The sequence below is a fragment of the Wolbachia endosymbiont (group E) of Neria commutata genome (genome assembly GCF_964026735.1).
GTDB lineage: Bacteria > Pseudomonadota > Alphaproteobacteria > Rickettsiales > Anaplasmataceae > Wolbachia.
This window is the reverse complement of sequence record NZ_OZ034692.1, coordinates 170,219-191,552: the sequence shown is the minus strand read 5'-3', so window position 1 is coordinate 191,552 and position 21,334 is coordinate 170,219. Positions and strand designations below refer to the sequence as shown.

19 protein-coding genes, 1 tRNA gene and 1 pseudogene are annotated in these 21,334 nt (G+C 33.9%); 8 read left to right on the top strand and 13 right to left on the bottom strand.

Annotated features, from left to right (window positions below):
• Positions 1-68: 68 nt before the first annotated feature.
• Positions 69-596 (bottom strand): biotin transporter BioY, encoded by a 528-nt coding sequence (locus AAGD89_RS00950; RefSeq protein WP_341808472.1) that lies wholly within the window; start codon positions 594-596, stop codon positions 69-71.
• Between the two features lie 107 nt (positions 597-703).
• Between AAGD89_RS00950 and AAGD89_RS00945 the strand changes: the two genes are divergently transcribed.
• A complete protein-coding gene (locus AAGD89_RS00945; protein WP_341808471.1) occupies positions 704-1,258 on the top strand; it encodes a nitroreductase family protein in 555 nt (184 codons plus the stop codon).
• A gap of 1 nt (position 1,259) precedes the next feature.
• Here the strand turns inward: AAGD89_RS00945 and AAGD89_RS00940 are convergent, their stop codons facing one another.
• Positions 1,260-2,411 (bottom strand): glycoside hydrolase family 5 protein, encoded by a 1,152-nt coding sequence (locus AAGD89_RS00940; protein WP_341808470.1) that lies wholly within the window; start codon positions 2,409-2,411, stop codon positions 1,260-1,262.
• 37 nt (positions 2,412-2,448) lie between these two features.
• Between AAGD89_RS00940 and dapF the strand changes: the two genes are divergently transcribed.
• On the top strand, positions 2,449-3,303 hold the full coding sequence (dapF, locus tag AAGD89_RS00935; protein WP_341808956.1) for a diaminopimelate epimerase: 855 nt from the start codon (positions 2,449-2,451) through the stop codon (positions 3,301-3,303).
• Here dapF and AAGD89_RS00930 read toward each other — a convergent pair.
• The 3 genes from AAGD89_RS00930 to AAGD89_RS00920 form a co-directional block, all read right to left on the bottom strand.
• Positions 3,290-4,504, bottom strand: coding sequence for a porin (locus tag AAGD89_RS00930; RefSeq protein ID WP_341808469.1), 1,215 nt, complete (start codon positions 4,502-4,504; stop codon positions 3,290-3,292). The two genes, dapF and AAGD89_RS00930, sit on opposite strands and share 14 nt — an antisense overlap.
• Positions 4,505-4,646: 142 nt before the next feature.
• Positions 4,647-6,161 carry a protein translocase subunit SecD gene (gene secD / locus AAGD89_RS00925; protein WP_341808468.1) on the bottom strand — a complete coding sequence of 505 codons (1,515 nt, stop codon included), beginning with the start codon at positions 6,159-6,161 and terminating at the stop codon, positions 4,647-4,649.
• A gap of 46 nt (positions 6,162-6,207) precedes the next feature.
• Positions 6,208-6,435: a hypothetical protein gene (locus AAGD89_RS00920; RefSeq protein ID WP_341808467.1), complete on the bottom strand. Its 228-nt coding sequence runs from the start codon at positions 6,433-6,435 to the stop codon at positions 6,208-6,210.
• A 409-nt stretch (positions 6,436-6,844) separates the two neighbouring features.
• Here AAGD89_RS00920 and hemC point away from each other — a divergent pair, with 409 nt between their 5' ends.
• From hemC to AAGD89_RS00905, 3 genes are all read left to right on the top strand, one after another.
• The gene (gene hemC / locus AAGD89_RS00915; protein WP_341808466.1) at positions 6,845-7,723 is read left to right on the top strand and encodes a hydroxymethylbilane synthase; all 879 of its coding nucleotides are present in this window, start codon (positions 6,845-6,847) and stop codon (positions 7,721-7,723) included.
• Positions 7,714-8,592: a UDP-N-acetylmuramate dehydrogenase gene (gene murB, locus AAGD89_RS00910; RefSeq protein ID WP_341808465.1), complete on the top strand. Its 879-nt coding sequence runs from the start codon at positions 7,714-7,716 to the stop codon at positions 8,590-8,592. The genes hemC and murB overlap by 10 nt, the downstream gene beginning before the upstream one ends.
• Before the next feature lie 546 nt (positions 8,593-9,138).
• Complete coding sequence (locus tag AAGD89_RS00905; protein ID WP_341808464.1) at positions 9,139-9,732, top strand: SCO family protein; 594 nt, start codon at positions 9,139-9,141, stop codon at positions 9,730-9,732.
• A gap of 121 nt (positions 9,733-9,853) precedes the next feature.
• On the opposite strand, the gene AAGD89_RS00900 is transcribed toward AAGD89_RS00905, so the two are convergent.
• From AAGD89_RS00900 to AAGD89_RS00890, 3 genes and pseudogenes are all read right to left on the bottom strand, one after another.
• The gene (locus AAGD89_RS00900) at positions 9,854-10,729 is read right to left on the bottom strand and encodes a hypothetical protein (RefSeq protein ID WP_341808463.1); all 876 of its coding nucleotides are present in this window, start codon (positions 10,727-10,729) and stop codon (positions 9,854-9,856) included.
• Between the two features lie 53 nt (positions 10,730-10,782).
• Positions 10,783-11,616, bottom strand: a pseudogene (locus tag AAGD89_RS00895) (transposase).
• 56 nt (positions 11,617-11,672) lie between these two features.
• A complete protein-coding gene (locus AAGD89_RS00890) occupies positions 11,673-12,026 on the bottom strand; it encodes a hypothetical protein (protein ID WP_341808462.1) in 354 nt (117 codons plus the stop codon).
• 227 nt (positions 12,027-12,253) lie between these two features.
• Here AAGD89_RS00890 and AAGD89_RS00885 point away from each other — a divergent pair, with 227 nt between their 5' ends.
• Together AAGD89_RS00885 and ruvC are read left to right on the top strand one after the other, a co-directional pair.
• Positions 12,254-13,081: a cytochrome c oxidase subunit 3 gene (locus AAGD89_RS00885; RefSeq protein WP_341808461.1), complete on the top strand. Its 828-nt coding sequence runs from the start codon at positions 12,254-12,256 to the stop codon at positions 13,079-13,081.
• On the top strand, positions 13,082-13,564 hold the full coding sequence (gene ruvC, locus AAGD89_RS00880; protein ID WP_341808460.1) for a crossover junction endodeoxyribonuclease RuvC: 483 nt from the start codon (positions 13,082-13,084) through the stop codon (positions 13,562-13,564). It abuts the gene before it with no gap.
• A gap of 240 nt (positions 13,565-13,804) precedes the next feature.
• On the opposite strand, the gene AAGD89_RS00875 is transcribed toward ruvC, so the two are convergent.
• Complete coding sequence (locus AAGD89_RS00875; RefSeq protein ID WP_341808459.1) at positions 13,805-16,285, bottom strand: ATP-binding protein; 2,481 nt, start codon at positions 16,283-16,285, stop codon at positions 13,805-13,807.
• Between the two features lie 149 nt (positions 16,286-16,434).
• Here AAGD89_RS00875 and hemF point away from each other — a divergent pair, with 149 nt between their 5' ends.
• A complete protein-coding gene (hemF, locus tag AAGD89_RS00870; RefSeq protein WP_341808458.1) occupies positions 16,435-17,259 on the top strand; it encodes an oxygen-dependent coproporphyrinogen oxidase in 825 nt (274 codons plus the stop codon).
• Between the two features lie 198 nt (positions 17,260-17,457).
• On the opposite strand, the gene miaB is transcribed toward hemF, so the two are convergent.
• The 4 genes from miaB to AAGD89_RS00850 form a co-directional block, all read right to left on the bottom strand.
• Entirely contained in the window at positions 17,458-18,780 is a 1,323-nt protein-coding gene (miaB, locus tag AAGD89_RS00865) for a tRNA (N6-isopentenyl adenosine(37)-C2)-methylthiotransferase MiaB (protein WP_341808955.1), read from the bottom strand.
• Between the two features lie 38 nt (positions 18,781-18,818).
• Positions 18,819-19,469, bottom strand: a complete 651-nt coding sequence (nth, locus tag AAGD89_RS00860; protein ID WP_341808457.1) for an endonuclease III — start codon at positions 19,467-19,469, stop codon at positions 18,819-18,821.
• A gap of 77 nt (positions 19,470-19,546) precedes the next feature.
• A complete protein-coding gene (gene metG, locus AAGD89_RS00855; RefSeq protein ID WP_341808456.1) occupies positions 19,547-21,079 on the bottom strand; it encodes a methionine--tRNA ligase in 1,533 nt (510 codons plus the stop codon).
• Between the two features lie 152 nt (positions 21,080-21,231).
• Positions 21,232-21,304 (bottom strand) — tRNA-Thr (locus AAGD89_RS00850).
• Between the last annotated feature and the right edge of the window lie 30 nt (positions 21,305-21,334).

Genomic DNA, 21,334 nt, shown 5'->3' with positions numbered 1-21,334 from the left:
AAATCAGTAGAATACTCATAACCTTGAAATACAAATGGTGCACATAAAATGATGAGTACGGAACTTTATCACTTTTTAAAATATTCTAAAGCTATAACAAGCAACACAACCTTTATTATACCAGAAATAATAAACGGCAATATCCCTAGGGCAACTGCTTGATTTAGACCTACATAAATAGCAAGCCAACATACTCCACAGGTATAGATAACAATTGTACCAGCTAGGCAACTTAGAAAGTTGCATATAAGGGGTTTACATTTCAACTTTAATAATTCATTGACAATACTCATAACTAAAACGGCAAATAAAAAGCCCCACAAATACCCACCTCTTGGGCTGAGAAAAATGTAATATCCTCCTGAAAAATTTGCAAAGACAGGTAATCCTGCTGCACCAAGTGATATATATGTAAACACAGAATAAAATGCTGTTCTGCGGTTAAATTGGAGTCCGATAAGCATTATTCCCAAGGTTTGCAATGTGATGGGCACAGGCTGTAATGGTATGCTTATTTGGGCCATTAAAAATAAGAGTAGAACACAAGATAATATATCAATCAGTGTTGATTTACTGCTAGACTCTGTTGTAAACATACTTCTCCAATAAAAATTAAATATTAATATATGTATAAGAGGTTTTGCAATTTAAATTTTGCTATATTGTGCTACAATGAATTACTTTGTATACTGCTAAATTAAAAATGATAAGCAAAAAAGACCTATTTGAGTTGATAAAAGCAAGACATAGCGGGCGTTCATACGACTCTACAAGGACAATATCTAAGGAAGAAATAGATATTTTAATAGAAGCTGTAAGATTGACTCCTTCATGTTTTGGTAATGAACCCTGGAGATACGTGATATGTAACAAACAGAACAACCAGGAAGCATGGGAAAAATTACTGAGCTGTCTTGATGAATCCAATCAAAAATGGGCAAAGGATACTCCTCTGTTAATCATATCTTTAAGCGCTAAAAATTTTCGTAAACCAGGCAAAGGAGAAAATCTTTGGGCTAATCACGATACTGGTGCAGCAAATTATGCATTAATGTTACAAGCTGCATCTATGGGTTTAATGGCTCATCAGATGGGTGGATTTGATAGAGATAAAATAGTGAAAGAGTTCAATATACCCAATGATTTTAATATAATGTCAGTGATAGCAGTTGGATATGAGGAAGAGAACGCTCAAATAAAGGAGAAAAAAAGAAGACCAATGGAGGAAATATTTTTTTATGGTGAGTGGCCAAATTAACTTACTTCGACCACTCTTCTCTTAATACCTTAAAAATAGGATTATTTGGTAAGTAATTTTTTTTTATGGTACCTTCTTCAATTGCTTGCCAATCTTTCCATAACAGTTTCTCTCCTCCAAGTTCATAATCCATACCATCCCACATGTCTTCACGAAAACCATAAACAGCAAAGTGCCAATTATATTTGTTAAAAATAGAAATAAGATCCTGGAAATAGCGCTCTAATCCTTTTGAAGAACGATGTCCACCAAATTCTCCAACAAGTATCCTATAGCTTGGTATTTTATGTTTTTCTTGAAATTTTTTAACAGGCTCTATATATGATCTGAGTGTATCTTTACTCCAGTACTCTGTTTTATTTGTATCAGCGGAACGAATATATCCTGGATAGGAAAATCTTCCTTGATTTAGCTTTAAGTTTGTATAAACAAAAGGCTCGTACATGTGAAACGAGTAAAGAACGTTATTATCACTAAGTGGTTTTAATTTATCGAAGGCTTGAGGGTCAGCATAGCTGCTGCTGTCCACTATTATAGGGGTTTCTTGATCAACTTGGCGGATACTATCTACCATACTGCTATAAAACCTGAACAAGTCTTTTTGAACTTGGCTTTGTTCTACATTGTGAATGGCAGAATTCTTAGTATTATAAAGCCTTTCCAAATGAGGTTCATTTAAAATATTATATCCAATAATGGCTGGATGATCCTTCAATTCTTTTGCAAGATCTTGCCAGAATCTTGCTGCTTGCTTTTGAAAATTTTGACTTTTCCATAAACGTAAATCATCTCTATCATTATTATTCTGCTTCCACCTTGATCCAGGTAAGCTGAGCATCGTTAAAACAACTGGTATTTTTTCCTCATTAAACATATCAAGAACATTCTTAAGCACTTCCAAATCTTCAGAAATTAGACCTTGATAATTGTCCGCATCACCGATAAGAAAATCACGTTGTTTAGTTTCAAATTCGTCAGGAGCAAGGCGAATAAAGCCAATACTATACTCTTTTGCTGCTGTAATTAAATCGATATCAACTTTTTTATTAAAGACGGTTGCCCCTTTTCTAACTTGAGATTGCCAGAAAAGCATTTTATTATTGTCTATAGATTTTGCACTGCAAAATACATTAGTATATAAAATAATTATCATTAGAAGAAAAATTTTCACTTATATGGTTTTTACTATAATGGAAAGCAATTTAACAAACCAAACGTCTTTTGTAAAGATGCACGGCACTGGTAACAAATTTGTCATTATAGATTCGCGTTTAACAAACAATTTAGATTGGGATTACAAAAAAATTGCTCACCAAAATAGTTGTGATCAAGTCATAGTGTTAACCAACTCTAGCGTGGCTGATTGTTTTATGCATGTTCATAATGCTGATGGAAGCAAAGCTGAAATGTGTGGAAATGCAGCGCGTTGTGTTGGATATCTGATAATGTCGAAGCAAAGCACTGAATATACCACAATCGAGCTAATAAATGAGCGTATTTTAGAGTGTTTCAAAGTAGGTGAGAAATCTATAAAGGTCAATATGGGGAAGCCTTTACTAAAATGGCATGAAATTCCCTTATCTGCTCAATGTGACACTCTTCATCTTCCCATAGAACTTGAAATGCTAAAAGACCCTGCTGCAGTAAATGTTAGTAATCCTCATGTGATCTTTTTTGTTGATAATATAAACGAAATACCACTGCAAAGCCTAGGCCCAAGGCTAGAAAATCACGAATTATTTCCTCAGAAAACGAATGTTAGTATTGCACAAATAGAGAGTTCTGAAGAAATAAGCTTAAGAGTTTGGGAAAGAGGTACAGGCATTACAGCATCATGCGGTAGTGCAGCGTGTGCAACACTTGTTGCATCAATACTCCGTGGATATGTAAGCACCAAACAAACTTCAGTGAATTTACCAGGAGGTAAGCTATTAATCAAGTGGGCAGATAACGTATTTATGACAGGTGATATAGCTATAGTACTTTCCAATACAAATAATATAACACTTCCTAATATAAATGATAAACCTCCTACTGGAAATTGAACTTTAATCCGGCCAAAAATACATATCCAGAGTTATTATTTATTATTGTAGGTTCTTTTGTATTAAACTTTACAAGATCAAGATAGTATGAAGTACCTAAAGCAAATGGATACTCGAGGCTTACAGCGTGTGACGTTAATTCTTTTGTACCTTTAGTAATATCTCTACCGCTATTGAAATATGTTAAGCTCAATTTACGACCATCAGTGTTATAAGCGATGCCTGCATTTATATAGTAAGTATTGTCTACTTTAAGGAAAGGACTACCAGATTTGCCGCCATTACCATATGAGAAAATACAATTCAGATTAAAAAATTTTACATTTAAACCAAAATTCCAATGCGCTAACTGATTACGGCGTTTACGAGCAGTTTCATTGCTTTCTAGTATCTCGTTATCTTTATCAGTGAAGTTCTGTCTAGCAAATTCACCAGTTAAAGCTGTAGTAAATTTTATGTCATCTGACAGACTATTGTGATAAGAAAGACCTCCAGCAATTAGATTACTATACTCTAAACTATTTTTTCCAGGAACATAACTAAACCCTAATTGAAAATTATAAATTTCAGGAGAAATATAGCTTATCGCTGATTGTTTTAGCTCTAATTTTAGTCCATTATAATCACTATAGATATTTGGCTTTACCCAAAAAGCGTTATCTTTATCATATCCACCGCCAGCACATTTTTTTGGTGGATTGTCTACTGTACAATCTATAGGTCCATTGTCACCACCACGCAAATTTGCATAATTTGCCCAATCACCATTTACTCCACCGCCTCCTGCATAAATTTTTGAAGTATTAAGCATACTCTGACTAACCAAACTTCTTTTACCGTATTCAATTGATCCAAGTCCCTGATTTTTAATGATAAAATACCGTTCTTCTGGGTTCAGCTTTTTTATATCAAGCGCTTTGAGGTTTGCGATACCAGAAACCTCTACTTTAACATTAAATCCCATTTGAGTATTTGGATAAACGCGTTGCAGATAAAGAAGGTGCAAGTTTGAATAACTTGAAGTCTTATCTTTAGGATTAGCCTTGAAAGAATCTTGATTAAAAGCGTAACCAAATTTCAAATCTACTTGTCCATCCAGTTCCGCATAAAATATTTTTTTATCAAGAATAACTCTGGCATTGACACTATTTTGCGAAAAGAGCAATATAAGCAGCGCTATTATTATATGTTTTATTTTCATGAAATTATATATTAATATGAGATTGTATACTAAAAAGATTAAATTTAACATAAACGAAAATAACTATGAAGACGTTTTTTAGCTGAGGGATTATGGATGACATCTAATTATCAAGAGATAGAGGGTTCAGTAACACTAAAAATCAAAGAACCAATTTTTTTGGATTCACACACAGCTCTATCAGAAGCTTTGTAACTGTGATTGCAGAAAACATCGAGCATAAAATTCCTATTGATAAAGTGACGGAAAAACCTCTTATTGCCCCACTGCCAATAATGAACATTATTCCTGCAGCAATTAACGTTGTGATATTTGAGTCCAGTATTGTTTTTATCGCATTTGTAAACCCTTCTTCAATAGCACGTTCCACTCTCTTGCCCGATTTAATCTCCTCACGAATGCGCTCAAATATTAAAACATTTGCATCCACCGCCATACCGACAGTGAGTGCAATACCTGCAATTCCAGGCAGAGTTAGAGTCGCTTCAAGCAGTGTAAGAATTAATAGTATGAGAATCACATTAAAAAGTAATGCAACAGAGGCCAGTAAGCCTAATTTACCGTAAATAATAATTATAAAAAGAGATACGGCTATTATGGAAATCATAGCTGCCATTTCGCCTGCTTTTATTGACTCTTCTCCGAGGCTTGGACCAATATTTTTCTCTTCAATTATTTTAAGTGGTGCTGGCAGTGCTCCAGATTTTAAAAGTATTGCAAGTTCGCTTGCTTGTTTTTCAGTGAAGTTGCCACTAATTTCCCCTTCTCCATTTAAGATAGGTTCACGTATCTGTGGTACGGTTAAGATTGTATTATCCAGAACAATCGCAAAAGGTTTTCCAACGTTTTCTTTAGTAATTTTCGCGAATTTTTTACTTGCTGTGCTGTCAAATTTAAAATGTACTGCTGGTTTACCAAGAGAGCCAAATCTAACTGATGCATTAACAAGTGCGTCACCACCTATTTCAGTTTTGCGAAATATTGGATAAGAATTACCTAAAGAATCTTTAAGTAAAACAGTAGTTTCATGATCTATATCCTGTATCTTTGCTACATTATTGTTTGCCAAATAGAAACTTAATTTCGCTGTTTTGCCAAGCAGAGATTTTATCTGCTCGGTGTTCTCCACCCCTGGTACCTGTACTAATATTTTGCTCTGTCCTTGCTTTTGTACACTAACTTCTTTTGTTCCAAGCGTATCCAAACGCCGCTGGACATTATTTATCGATTCCGCAGCTATTTCACTGATTAAAGAGTTTTTGTAATAAGGTTTATATGAGATAAAAATCAAAGAGTCTTTTTTATTCAGCTCTAAATTAGGATTCATTTTACTAATTAATAAAGATGCTTTTTTATAGTCATCAGCACTGCTTAAATTGACAATTACTTGCTCGCTACTTTGTACATTACATTTAATATTTTTTGAAAGTAATGTCTCTTTTATCTCATCAGCCAGCATACCTAATTTTTCTTTGAAGTAGAAATCTAAGTCTATATTCAGGAGTAAAGATGCTCCTCCTTTCAAATCAAGACCCAAATTTATTCTCTTTGCTGAAATAAAAAACTTATTATCAAAAAAATTTGGCAGTATCATGTATAGAGACAGCAGACAAATTAGTAATATTGAAATCGATTTGACTATAAGCCTGCTGAACATAAGCTATAATTTAAAGTTATAGAACTGATTGTAGATAAAATAACTATTAACTACAAGATAATGATGGATCTGCTTCCTTTTCCTTTGAAGAAAAGTGCTCAATTATAGGTAATATAATAAACTCATTCACTTTCTCAGCTATAGGGGTTATTACACAGAAGAATACAAAGAAACTTGCAAATGGTGCTATAGCTCCTATTACTGCACCTACCAAAGCTGGTGACCCCATTGCAAGCATGACTCCAGGAAACATAGCAATTTGCAACTGCAGCAATTCCAACTCCAATTAGAGAGCTTGTAGCTGTCCAAGCGACTATGTCAAATACTTCCTTTAAATCTTTTCTTTCACCATTTCCTTCACATAACTTTTTTAATGATAATAGTAAATGAAAAGTTAATAAAAGTGCAGGAACTATAAAACCTAAAACTCCACCAGCAACTAAAGGTGATAAAACTCTAGAACTGAGCCAAAGACCTTATAATAAAGATCCAGTTACTAGACCTACTGCTGACATTCCACCCAAAAGAGTCAATGCATTTTTCTCTTCTTTATCCATAATAACCTCTCAATATTCACCTAACATCTTTAACTCTAGCGTTAAAAATCAAAAATTGTCAAGTTGCAATAGTAAGCTCGATTTGGAACAATATAAATAATCAAACATGTGACTGAAATAAAATACATGCTAATACGAATCGGTACCAGAGGAAGCAGTCTTGCAATTGCCCAGGCTTTGGAGGCAAAACAAAAATTGCTGGATCTATTTCCTAGTTTATCCACTCAGATCATTAAGATAAAAACTTCTGGAGATAAACACGCCAGTGCAAACCTTGCTGAGATAGGTGGTAAAGGGCTGTTTATCAAAGAAATTGAAACTGAATTGCTTGAGAATAATATAGATATGGCGGTTCACTCACTAAAGGATATGCCTGCATTTTTTTCGAAAGATTTAACAATTCCCTGTGTTTTGGAAAGGTTAAGTCCACATGATGCGTTTATTTCTCATAAATATAATAGCCTTGAGGATTTACCATATCAGGCTACAATTGCTACTTCTTCAATCAGGAGAAAAGTTCTGTTGCTAGAGTTTAGGCCAGATTTAAATATAGTCCCGCTACGTGGAAATGTAACCACTAGACTAAAAAACCAAAATTTTGACGGGATAATTTTAGCTGAGGCTGGGCTGATAAGATTAGAAAAACATCACTTAATTACAGAAGTATTATCACCAAAAGTAATGCTCAGTGCAGTGGGACAAGGAGCAATTTGCATTCAATGTAGGAAAAATGATGTAAAAGTTATCGATCTTTTAGAGAAAATTAATAATAATAAGTCTTTTATAAGAGTGAAGTCAGAACGTAGTTTTATGAAGACAGTAAATGGTTCATGTTTTACACCACTTGCAGCGTTGGCTGAATATGTGAATGAAAATATGCTCAATCTTCGTTGTATGCTAGCAAATGAAAAAAACGTATACTTTACTGAGCGCACTTCTTTTGTGGAAGATGCAGAAAAAATAGGTGTAGATGCAGGATTAGAGTTGAAATCAAGATGCTTATAAGCTTACCTAAAGTACGTGGAGTCTATCGTTATAATGTTCCAATGTCTAAAATGACATGGCTCAGTGTCGGTGGACAAGCTGACGTATTATTTAAACCAAGTGATATTGATGATCTAACGTGCTTGATTAAAAACACTGAGCTGCCAATTAGTGTGATTGGTGCAACATCCAATATCATTGTTCGAGATAGTGGCATTAGAGGAATAACAGTAAGATTAGGTAAGGAATTTGCATATATAAAACATAAAGGTAACAACTCTATCGTTGCTGGGGGAGCTGCGTTGCTCAGCAATCTTGCTTACTTTGCAGGAGATCAACAAATTAGTGGATTAGAATTTTTAGCTGGAATTCCAGGAACGGTTGGTGGAGCGGTAGAAATGAATGCAGGAGCATATGGTAGTGACATTGGAAGTGTTGTGCAGTCTATAAAAGCAGTGAATTTGGAAGATGGAAATTTATACACATTTTCCAGTAAAGAGATGGGTTACTTTTATCGTGGACATAGTCTAAAAGGAAATTGGATTTTCGTTGAAGCTGAGTTTAAAGGGGCAAGCTCGGAGCATGAATTGATAGTGCAAAAAATGAAGAAAATTATTCACAAAAAAAATAAAAGTCAGCCAATAGCAGGAAAAACTGCAGGATGCATATTTAAAAACCCAAAAAACTGTCAAGCATGGGAATTGATTGATCAATCTGGATGTCGTGAATTGTGTATAGGAGGGGCTAAAATTTCAGAAAAGCATTGCAATTTTTTATTAAACTATAATAACGCAACTGCATCTGATTTAGAGAATCTTGGCAACAAGATACAAGAAGTTGTGAAAAATAAGTGCAATGTTGAGCTTGAGTGGGAGATAAGAATTTTGTGAATTTAGCGTGCCGTAAAGGAATATTAGACATACTGTAATTGCTATTGAGTAGAAGCATTATATCGGGTTAGATATCTCACCCAAAGAAACTTTTTTAGTATCGTTGATAAAGATTAGACCTGCTGCAAAACAAGAGAAAAGAGGATGAAAGTATGGTATAAAGAAGAATAGTACAAACAAAAGTGAGGCAAAATGAAGCTTTAACTACCATAATCTAAAGAAACATCCAAGAAATTTCCGCGATACAACAGGGCTAAAAGTAGAGAAATTTGAAAAAATAATTGAAAATATTTAAGATTCTACCTCATACCTACCGCAATTTTCAGAAGAAATACAACTTGAAATTTAATGTTATTGCCGGAATTGTGAATTTGCGGCATAGTTTTTAATAATTTTTGGGCTGGGGATTTCTTGCCAGATTTTATCAGCAACTTGCTTTACGTTGTTTCGCAGGGGTTCTTGGGAACTACCTATATGAGTTTCAAAAAAAGTCTATTGAAGAAAGTTATAAGTAAGATATAATGTAATTTTGCCGAGAGTGATCTAATGATGAAGTTTATAAGATTGTCGTCTAATGTGCTGATAGCGTTAGCGGTTGTTTTTTTGAGTTATTGTTACTTCACTAAACAAGGTATATTTGCCCCAACAGAAGTTCAGATAGGTGGCGATTTCTCTTTAATTAATCAAGATGGACAGGTTGTGCGTAGTAGTGATATAAAAGATAAGTATATGATGATTTTCTTCGGGTTTTCTTCATGCAAACGAATTTGTCCTATGAACCTTGGTATAATCTCTGAAACACTGGCAAAGTTGGATGATAAAATCAACGATAAGCTACAAACATTTTTCATCACAGTTGATCCAGAGCGTGATAGCGTTGAAAGACTTAAAGAATTTCAGCAGCAATTCGACCATAGAATACAGATGTTGACTGGTGAAAGAGAGAAAATAGACGAAGTAATCGCAAAATATAAAGTATACGCTAGTAAAGTTGGTGGAGAAGAGGAAATTAATCATTCTTCAATAATCTATCTTATTGCTCCTAACAAAGAATATGTTACACACTTTGCAGCTGATTTAAACTCAGATGAAAGTCAATCCGATAAGATCTTGGCCGAAATAAAAAAATATATAAACTGAACTTACCATACCTAGAAAAACTGAAGAGGAAGTTAAGATGAATCAAATTGTTCAGGAATGCAATAATTAATAGTAGAATGGCGTTATTGTTTATTATAAAAAATTTCTATGGACTGTACGTCTAGTGACCAAAATAATTACTTTTAATACTACTTTGAATATACTCGCTTACACCACTAATGAAGGATAAGCAGCTATTAACTTTGGATGTTACTGCTCCCAAACAAGATGATGTAGTGCCTAAATAACTCACAACTTCCGTTGGTTTAATTATTCCTTCTGGTAGAGAAATTTCAGGATGTAACTTAGCTTGAACGGCTAAAGGTTTTTTTTCAATATCTGGTATGTCTGCATCATCTATTTCTTTACACTTTCTTGCAAATGCAATTACCTTAGTTCTCTCATGAACGTGTTGTGTTTCAGTAAAAGTGAAAAATTGATCAAAATAGTCCAAAAGATCTTTATTTGCGATACCAGATACAATACAATCGATTTCCTTCACTACATTAGCTAGAACTAATGCATCATCACGATCTGTGTAAGCAAGTTCAATTATGGGATCAAAAAATTTATCTCGAGTAGATTGTCTGATTTTATTAAATTGATTATTAACTTTAACTATCAATGTAGCTAAAGCATGGGCTTTTTCACGATTAGTGAAACTTAAGTTTATCACATATTCATAATGTTCAGATTTTGTACACTGTTTTACTCTATTAAGTAGAGCGTTGTTGTCACGTATCCATGTAGCCAAGCTATAAGCTTTATCATGATCAACTAAAATTAAATTCATAAGAGATTTATAAAATCTATCCTTTGTGGGTTGGCTAAGATTGTTAAAAATTAGATCGATTTTTTTCACTATATCAGCTAACTCAAATGTCTTTTGTGGATTCTGAATTGCAAGACCTTTAAGATAAGCCTTAACATGTTCAGGAATATTATCTGATAAAGATTCAATTTGTTTCTGACTTTCAATAGACCCCCTGCGAAACAACGTGAAGCAAGTTGCTGATAAAATCTGGTAAGAAATCCCCAGCCTAAAAATTATTAAAAACTATGCCTCAAATTCACAATTCCTGCTATAATATTAAATCTCATGTTGTATTTCTTCTGAAAATTGCGGTAAACATTTGACATTATTTTGAAGATTTTTATCTCGCGAATCTTATTTTCCACACGCATCCTGAACGATGCCAGCTTCCGATTATGCTCCTTTTGCTCCTCCGTTAGTGGCTTTTTACGGTGTTTTTTGTACGGAATCACAACGTTTTTCTGCAGTTTTTGCCAACCTTGATACCCAGAATCGGCATATTTTATGCTATCTTTGGCCAACAATTTTTCCTGTTTCCTTATGCGAAAATCATGCATTCGACCTCTATGCGACTTCGAAATCGACAGAATTTGCCCATTTCCCTCGATCACAATTTCGGTTTTTATTGTGGTTGCTTTCTTTTTTCCGGAATAACTTTTCTTACGTTTTTTGCTGTCTTTCGGCCGCTGTATCGGTTGCTCCGTGACGTCTGCTAAAATTTTTAAAATCCTTTCTGGCGTCAGCGTTCTATCCTTTTTTATAGTAATTTTTTTGGCCAATAATGGCTACATTTTCTTAAAAAGTCGGCAAATATTTGAGTTGTGCAAATTAAACAAAAACCCTAAAAATGGATGCGTTATGTACGTTCTGTAATAAATTAGAACACATAAAATCCTGTCTTCTAGCTCCTCAACATGCGATTTTCTTCCGTGACATTTCTTTTTCGCCTCCATTTTTTTCCCACTCTGGACGCACTTTTGCCACAATTTTTTCAAATTCAGATGTTGTGAGCCCTGTCAATTGTCTAAAATATATGGTGTTCTTGCTATTTTTACGTAACTTATTCCCATCTTCCCTCTTCTAAAACTTTCATTTTACATGCTTTTTAATGTTTTTCATCTGTTTTTTACCTTTTCGCAGGGGGTCTAATTATTCGTACCGTTTGAGAAGGTTGGTCCATAGCAATAACATTTATAGCTTCTCTATTTTCATCATGAGTCTTGTTATCTTTGTTAAGAAGCTTATGAAGGCAATTTTTTAAAAAATTATATATATTGTATAAAAAATAAAACGTAAGTGGGACTAAAAAGTATAGTAGTACTGAGCTTAGAGCTGGAATATAGAACCATGCGGTAAAGGCTAATGCAGCACATGTACCTATTAGAAAAAGTTTTTCTCCTTCTTTTTTTAAATTAATTGTTGGTTTTTTACCACCATTTTTAGCATATAAATATGCTTTAATAGCTGCAGCGTTTAACATTTTTACCTCTTAAAGAGAATAATATATACGCATGATATATTTAAAAGGGAAATGCTCAATATTACGTTAAATAAATATATTAATTATGCATTGATATTTAATAATTTATTAAGTATTGACAATGGATATTCAAACTATGTGTAAAGTTTCGTCAAATTTTTAAGGAATCTTGACAATTTTAAGCTAATTTATATGCTTGAGTACGTTGATTCTACTTTAAAAACAATATGAAAAGTAAAGAGCATGATTTTCACTTAGTAGACCCAAGCCCTTGGCCGATTGCTATATCAGCAGCGATTCTTATTCTTGCACTTGGGTTGGTTGGTGCACTTCATAAGCAACTTTTTGGAATATTTGGTTTGATTTTAGGGGTTGCTTCCGTATCGGGAGTTTTGTTCTATTGGTGGCGAGATGTAATAAGGGAAGCCATTTATGATAAATGTCACACTGCTATCGTAAAGCATGGGCTCAAGCTTGCGATGTATGTATTTATCCTCTCAGAAGTTATATTCTTTATAGCCTTCTTCTGCTCATTTTTTAAAGCCTGGCTTGATCCAGTGTTTTTATTTGAAGCATTTTCCCCTGTAAGAAAAGTCCAGTGGCCTCCTGAAGGGATGTTACCTCCTGATCCATGGTCACTACCATTCATGAATACGTTAATATTATTACTTTCAGGCACAGCACTTACTTCAGCACATCACTCTTTACTTGAGAATAATAAAAAGAACATGATTAATATGTTATCCATTACTATATTGCTTGGAGTTTTTTTTATAATAGTGCAAGCCATAGAGTATTATGAAGCAAGTTTTTCTCTGCAAGAAGCAGGGGAAAAGCTAATCTATACGTCCAATTTTTATATGATTACCGGATTCCACTGCGTGCACGTCATAATAGGGCTAATATTTTTAACGGTGTGTTTGTTTAGAGCGCTAAAAGAACAATTTACGCCCCAAGATCATTTGTGTTTTGAGTTTGCCTCTTGGTATTGGCACTTTGTAGATATAGTTTGGATATTTTTATTTGTATTTATTTACTGGCTAAGTGCTTATTAAGTGATTAAGATAATAGGCCTTGACCCTGGAATAAGCAAAACTGGGTGGGCTATTATTAGCCTCAGTGAAAGAAATAACATTGAATTTTTGGGCGGTGGTACTATATCAAATGATAGTAAGCTCGATATAGGTGAACGCTTACATATAATTTTTGAACAGTTAAAGAAAGTAGTACTTCAATATTCTCCAAGTGAAGCTGCAGTAGAAAAAATTTTCGTTAATAAAAATCCAAAATCTTCACTAACTTTAGGATATGCAAGGGGAGTTGCAATTTTAGTATTAAAAACAGCAAATCTACCTATAAGTGAATATGATGCGAACTACATAAAAAAAAGTATCACAGGAAACGGCCATGCCGATAAAAATCAAATTATATTTATGGTGAAACAAATAATTAAAAATGTGAATGTCAAATGTCATCACACCGCTGACGCTCTTGCTACAGCAATTTGCCATGCTTATACGAAAGGTCCTGTTCTATAAAAAAATCAGGTGGATTGAAGACGCATTAGTATAGCCCTTTTCATGGAGCAAAAGGAGCATAATCGAAAGTTGGCATCGTTCAGGATGCGGGTGGAGAATAAAATTGTTGTTTCGCAGGGGAGGCTAATTATAGTCTGAGCCGGCTTTTGATCGTATGCCAGCAATACTCTACTTCGGCAGCAATATTTGCTTTTCTATTGTTTTTTAATCCAGAACTGAAATTGTAAGCTACTCATAGACCTATACTGTTTTTTTTGCTGCTTGTAATACACTTTGGACTTTATTTCCTAGTTCTTTCAGAGTGAAAGGCTTCGGTAAAAAGTGAAAATCTCCTATACTGATATCGCCATTCTTTAAAAAAGCTTCTTCTGCATACCCAGAAATAAAAATAACATTAATATCTGGCCTATGAATTAACGCTTCTTTAACTATTTCTGGACCACTGAACTCTGGCATTACTACATCAGTGATTATAAGATCTATATGCTGGCTTTTTTTACTGATTATTTCCAATGCCTTGCTGCCCATGCTAGCTTCCATTACATCAAATCCTTTTCTTCTAAGAGCTTTAGTGGTGAATTCTCTTACTGAATCCTCGTCTTCAATTAATAAAATTATACCGTCACTTTTAATCTCATTTACCACCGGTTTTTCTATTTGCTCGCCTTCTTCCTCTCTATCATACTCATCCAATACATAAACCATAGGAAGGAATATGCTAAATTTAGTGCCACTCTTCACTTTACTAGCAACATAAATATACCCTTCGGTTTGCTTAATAATTCCATATACAGTAGATAGGCCGAGGCCTGTGCCAGAAGTAATATCTTTAGTAGAAAAAAATGGATCAAATATTTTCTCAATGATATCACTGGGTATACCACATCCAGTATCAATTACCTCAATTACAACGTAATTTCCATGTTCAATTGCTTCCTTATCTGGAGAAAGCATACTCTGAGGTGTAGCATTCAATGAATCGATCTTTTGATTAAAGGTTTGTATGGTTAATTCTCCGCCATTTTCCATAGCAGCACTAGCATTAATTGCTAAGTTAATTATCACTTGCTCTAATTGTCCTTGGTCAGCTCTAACAGCACCCAAATCTCCATCATAATAAGTAGTAAATTTTATATTCTCACCTATTAACCTTTTTATCATCTCGCAAAGATTGGCTATTGTGCTATTTACATCGATAATTTTTGGCTGCATGGTCTGTCTTCTTGAAAAAGCAAGTAACTGCCTAACTAAATTTGATCCACGCTTCGCATTTTGTTGTATTTGTATTATATCTCCAAAAGACGGGTCACCGGCTGAGTGTTGTAGTAAAAGCAAATCAGAAAACCCTATTATTCCAGTTAATATGTTATTAAAATCATGTGCAATTCCGCCTGCAAGCTGTCCTATAGCTTGCATCTTTTGATAATGCTCAAGCTTAATCTCTAGATTTTTGTGCTCAGTGTTATCAATCAAATAACAAAGTATGAACATCGTTCTATTATGAAGAAATTTATTAAAATATATTTTCATGTCATTATCATTGTTAAGCTGTACATCAAAGGACGCATTATTTACTCTATTACTCAAAAAATATTCACTTATTTTTTTATGATAGTCGTTTGATATTAACGTAAAGATTGAATTATTATCTGGTCCAGCAAGCTTTATTAGTGCCGTATTTTTCTTTATAAAATTGCCGTTTGTATCACATTGTGCAATAGCAATTGATGAATTTGCAAAACATGGGTGTAATTGATAATCAGTAATATTTGATTCGGCAGGTGTAATGAAGCCATGTATATAGTTATGATTATACTTATCACAAAATATGGCAGTGCTCATATAAGCCTTGAATGGTGCGCCGTTTATAGTAAAAAATAGAATTTCATTACCGGTTGTTGTATTACTATATTTAGATTGGGATATAAAATCATTGATTGAGCTGCCCTTTTCAAATTTTTTCAGTTCAAATATGTCTAAAAATCTTTTATTTACAGATAAAATTACCCCTTTAGCATTTGCAATATAAGTTCCTATTCTATGTTTTTCTATTAATTCTTCATATACCTGCTCCTTATTCATTTGTGTTGCTTTTAACACAAAATACCCATGTGGCCTTGCTATTGGTGCTAACGATAAATTTAAAAATTCATTACTATTTATAGCAACCTGAGGATTATCTGGTATTGGTTCAAAGAGCAAAAGGAAGTTAGACACTCTATTTTTCTTGCTTAAGGCAATACATATCTGTACAGAAGAATTATTCTTTAGTGCGTGATAAAGTGCTTTTTTGTCTTTTTCTGAAACATCTCCCGCTTCAAGGATCTTGCCGAGCGTAACGTCATCATCTATATGGTCTTTAAATCTTTCATAGAATCTTGCATCAGCATAAATAACATCTTCATTCTTATGTAAAATAAGACAAAATTCTGTATTATGATTTAGTGCATTTGCAAATATTGCATTTTGAAATTCTATGGTATTTAGCAGATACCTGTAGCGTTTTACATTATATATTATAAAGAGAATCATTAGAGCGCTTACTAATAAATTAATCTCTATATTAGTATGTTGATCGTATATATCAAAAAAGTAGAGTGCTGATATTACTACTGGAGGTAGGAGCATAATAATTGCCATTACGACAATTGACATTCCATAATTTCTTAATATGAAATCAACTCTGTTCTCTTTTTTGCTATCTATGTATCTTTTACTCATTGTGCCTACAAAAACGTTTTATTATATTTATTTAATTGTTATAGATTAATTAATATCACTGATAGGTATGCTACTATAACTTTATATTAAATATCATGTGCTGTTTATCAAAAATATTAATAAAAGTAAACATCTAGTTAACAAAAATTATGGAAAAACAAAAAGAACAAGCTTTTGAATGGTTTTGTGCACTAAGAGATAAAATCATAGAGTCTTTCTTATCAATCGAAAAACAATCATCCATAGAGCCCAAAATTGAAAAAAGAAAGTGGGACCGTCCAGGTGGTGGTGGTGGTGAATCTACAATTATTTATGGTAAGATTTTTGAGAAAGTTGGTGTGAACGTTTCAAAAGTGCATGGAAAATTTGCGAATTCAGTTATCCATGAGGTTCCTGGTGCAAGTGAAAGTAATGGAGAGTTTTGGGCAAGTGGCATATCTTTAGTTTCTCATATGCAATCACCTCTTGTTCCTGCAGCACATATGAACACAAGGCTAATATACACCTCAAAACAATGGTTTGGCGGAGGAATGGATTTTACTCCAGTATATAAAAATGAAGAAGATTGTAAGTATATTTATGAGACAATAAAAACAACATGTGATGAATTCGATACTGAGTATTATCCAAAATTTAAAGAGCAATGTGATACCTACTTTTTCTTAAAACACAGAAAAGAGCCACGTGGCATCGGTGGTATTTTCTATGATAATCTGAATTCTGGTAATTGGAAAAATGATTTTGAATTTACAAAAGCAGTAGGCAAAACCTTCTTGGAAATTTATTCGCATATCATACATAAACATATGCAAAAACCTTGGACAAAAGAACAACGAGAAGATCAGCTAATAAAACGTGGCAGATATGTAGAATTCAATCTGCTATATGATCGTGGTACAAGGTTTGGTTTAATAACTGATGGAAATCCAGATGCAATCATGATGTCAATGCCACCGCTTGTTAGGTGGTTGTAAAAATAGTTCAAAGGTGGAACAAAGTTATGATGGAAGTAAGAGAGTTAAAGGTAGAAAGAGGCATATAATCACCGATACTCAGCTTTGTGCTTAATTGCTTTGTCAAAGCTGCAAATGAAAGGACAGAGGTCGAGTAAAAAATAGCATTAGATAACATAAAGAAAAAATATAGTAAAACTTCCATATTGTAAAATTGATCTAATCACAAGATCCGAGTAAGCTATTTTGCCTGGCTTCTAATATTTTTACATTCACTATTTTATCTTTATACTTCCCTTCCGTGTCATTAATGCATACCGATTGCATATACTTGCTTTTGCCAATAATTTGGTCTTGATGTTTACCTTTTTTATCACTAAACAATACAGGTATAGTTTTACCTACCGTATTTTGGTTAAATTCTAGTTGTTGTTCGCTGATTAATTTCTGTAAACGAAGCAAGCGCTCTGCTTTAACTTCTTCTAGCACTTGATCTTTTCTTTCAGCACCTGGTGTTCCTGGTCTTGGGCTATATTTGAAGCTATAAGCTTGAGCGTACTTGATTTTTTCTACCAATTTTATGGTTTCCTCAAAATCTTTTTCGGTTTCTCCAGGAAAACCAACTATGAAATCAGAGGAAAACTCTATTTCAGGATTCAGCTTGCAAAATTTATCTATTATTTCAAAATATTCCTCTGCAGTGTGTTTTCTGTTCATTGCGCGCAATATTTTATCGGAACCAGATTGCACAGGCAGGTGAATAAATGGCATGAGCTTGGGCTCTTCGAAATGTGCAAGGTAGAGAGATTCATTCATATCGCGCGGATGAGAAGTTGTATAGCGTATTCTTTCCAGCTTTTCAATTTTAGCAATATGGGTAATTAATTTTCCTAAATCCCAGACTTCTCCTTCACACTCTCCATGATAGGCATTAACATTTTGACCAAGCAGAGTAATTTCCTTCGCGCCATTTGCAACCAGTTTCAATGCTTCACGGAATATCTCATTTACTGGCCGTGAATATTCAGCCCCGCGAGTATAAGGTACTACGCAGAACGTGCAAAATTTATCACAACCTTCCTGTATAGAAAGGAATGCAGACGATCCTTGACTATTGCCATAACACTCATTTGGCAACTTATCAAACTTTGCCATCTCAGGAAAATCAGTATTGATTAGATGACCTTTACTTCTGCTTGCTTTCACTATCAGCTCTGGTAAAGCAGCAATGCTTTGCGGACCAACAACAATGTCAACAAATGGAGTCCTCCTAAACACTTCCTCACCTTCTGCCTGCGCAACACATCCAGCCACTACTATGGTAACATCTTTCTTTTTTTGTGATGAATGAATCTTTCCGAGCTCTGAATAAAGTTTTTCTGCTGCTTTTTCTCTAATATGGCAGGTATTGAGTATCACTAAATCAGCTTTATCTGCGTCGCTAACAATATTAAAGCCCAGAGGTTTGATTATATTTTCCATTAAAATGGAATCATAGACATTCATCTGACAACCGTAAGTTTTAATATATAAGCCTTTCATGTTATTTAAATTTAATTTCTTATATAATATGTCAAAACTCAATGCCGATCTACAATATTACATTTTTTGCACTCAAACTCGCACAAATCATTAATGATGCACGTTTCACATGAAGGTCTCTGTGCTTTACAGATATATCTCCCATGTAGAACTAACCAGTGGTGAGCATAAAGTAGGTATTTTTCTGGTATAACATTTAAGAGAGATTGCTCTGTTTTCAATACATCTTTTTCTGCTACAAGGCCAACTCTATTGCTCACTCTAAAAACATGAGTGTCAACTGCTAAAGTTGGTATGCCGAGCCCTGAATTTAAAAAGACATTAGCACTTTTTCTTCCTACTCCCGGCAAAGATATTAAATCGTGAAAATCTGTAGGTACTTTACTGTCATACCGTTCCACCAATATTTTACTAAGCTCGATTACATTTTTTGCTTTAGTATTATATAAGCCAATACTACTTATACGTTTTCTTAGCTCATTTTGCCCAAAGTTCAGCATCTTTTCCGGACTATCTACAACTTTAAATAGTTCTTTTGTAATTTTATTAACGCTTACATCAGTTGTCCGTGCCGATAGAACGATTGCAACCAGCAATGTAAAATGGTTGACATAATTTAGCTCTATTTTTGGTGTAGAGTTTGATTGCTGAAACCTTTCAAATATCAGTCCTACTTTTTCTGCGTTCATACATAGAACTAAAAACTTATACTATACTGGAATATCTTGCTGTGTAAATTTAATGTCCCTCTTCTTTTAAAAAAGTTCTATTCAAATCTCAAAAAAATTGGTGCTGGTTTAGGTAATGCGATGCCCGAACTTATGGATATATTGCATAAAGATTCTAAATCACGTTGTTTTTGGGGAATTCGCAGTCGATCCAGTATCATCTCTGCTGATTTTGGAACGATCGGCTGCAACAAAATACCGATTATTCTTATATATTCTAGTAATTTATAAACCACTAAATTCATACGCTCTTTGTTGTTTTTACTTAATACCCAAGGTGCACTCTTATCTATGTATGCATTAGCCTCAGATGATAAATTAATGATCAAAAGTATAATGTGACTGAATTCATACCTGGAAAGGTGACTCATCACTTGTTCTAGTATAGATTTGCGATTTGGCAAACTTTCATCACCTTGAAGTAATTTTTGGTCGATTGTGGGAACAATACCAGAGCATTGCTTATGTAAAAATGAAATCGTCCTTTGTACTAGATTACCGATGTTGTTTGCAAGTTCTGAATTTATTCGGCTGATCATATTTTTCTTACTGAAATTGCCATCTTGACCAAAGCTTGCTTCTCTAAGAAGGAAATAACGTAGTTGATCAACACCAAACTCTGTTGCCAGACCAATCGGATCTATAACGTTTCCAAGAGATTTGGATATTTTTTCTCCTTCATTTAACCACCAGCCATGAACTGCAATTTGTTTTGGTAATGGTACATCTACAGCAAGGAGAATTGCTGGCCAATAGACAGCATGAAAGCGTAATATATCTTTACCGATAACATGAACATTAAAACAGTCTTCATTTGCCCAAAACTGCTTATATTCATTATCTTCAATCTCAGGAAAATTTACTGATGTAATATAGTTAGTTAATGCATCTATCCATACATAAATCACATGCTTATCATTTTCTGGTACTTTTATTCCCCAGTTAAAACTAGTACGAGAGATTGATAAATCAGTAAGTCCTGATTTTACAAATGATATAACTTCATTTTTTCTGCTCTCTGGAAAAATAAAATTTGGCTGATTTTGATATAGTTCAAGTAATTTGTCCTGCCAATTTGATAAGCGAAAAAAATAACTCTCTTCTTTCACCCATTCAACTTCAGCACCAGTTGGTGCTTTGCCATTTATTAATTCTGATTCTGGGTAAAATGCTTCATCACGAACTGAATACCAGCCTGAGTAAGAATCCAAATATATCTGTCCTCTTTTTTCTAATCTATTCCACAATGCTATCACTGCTTTTTCATGACGTTCTTCTGTAGTGCGAATAAAATCGTCATATTGAAAATTCATGAATTCAGCTAATTCTTTAAACGAAACACTTACTTCATCTGTAAATTCTTTTGGCTCCATTCCCCTTGCTTTGGCCGCTTTTTCGATCTTTTGTCCATGCTCATCTGTGCCTGTAGTAAATTTGACATTTTTTCCAGCTAATTTCATGAATCTTGCCACCACATCACAAAGAAGAGAGGTATATGCATGACCAATATGTGGCTTATCATTTACATAATATATTGGTGTGGTGATATAAAAGCTCTTAGATTGATCCATATTTTAAGTAACGAGAACTTTAATGTACTTATACTGGCAAGAAAAATCAACTTTTCTGTACAAACCTCTATTTTTTAATATATTTGCCATACTTGAATATTAAATCCAGATCTTTTATATGGAGGTATGTACTAACATGAGTATAATCAATGTGCCGTTACCAAGACTCGAACTTGGGACCTCGTCATTACCAATGACGTACTCTACCACCTGAGCTATAACGGCGTACTTATATATTATGATAATAATGAATAA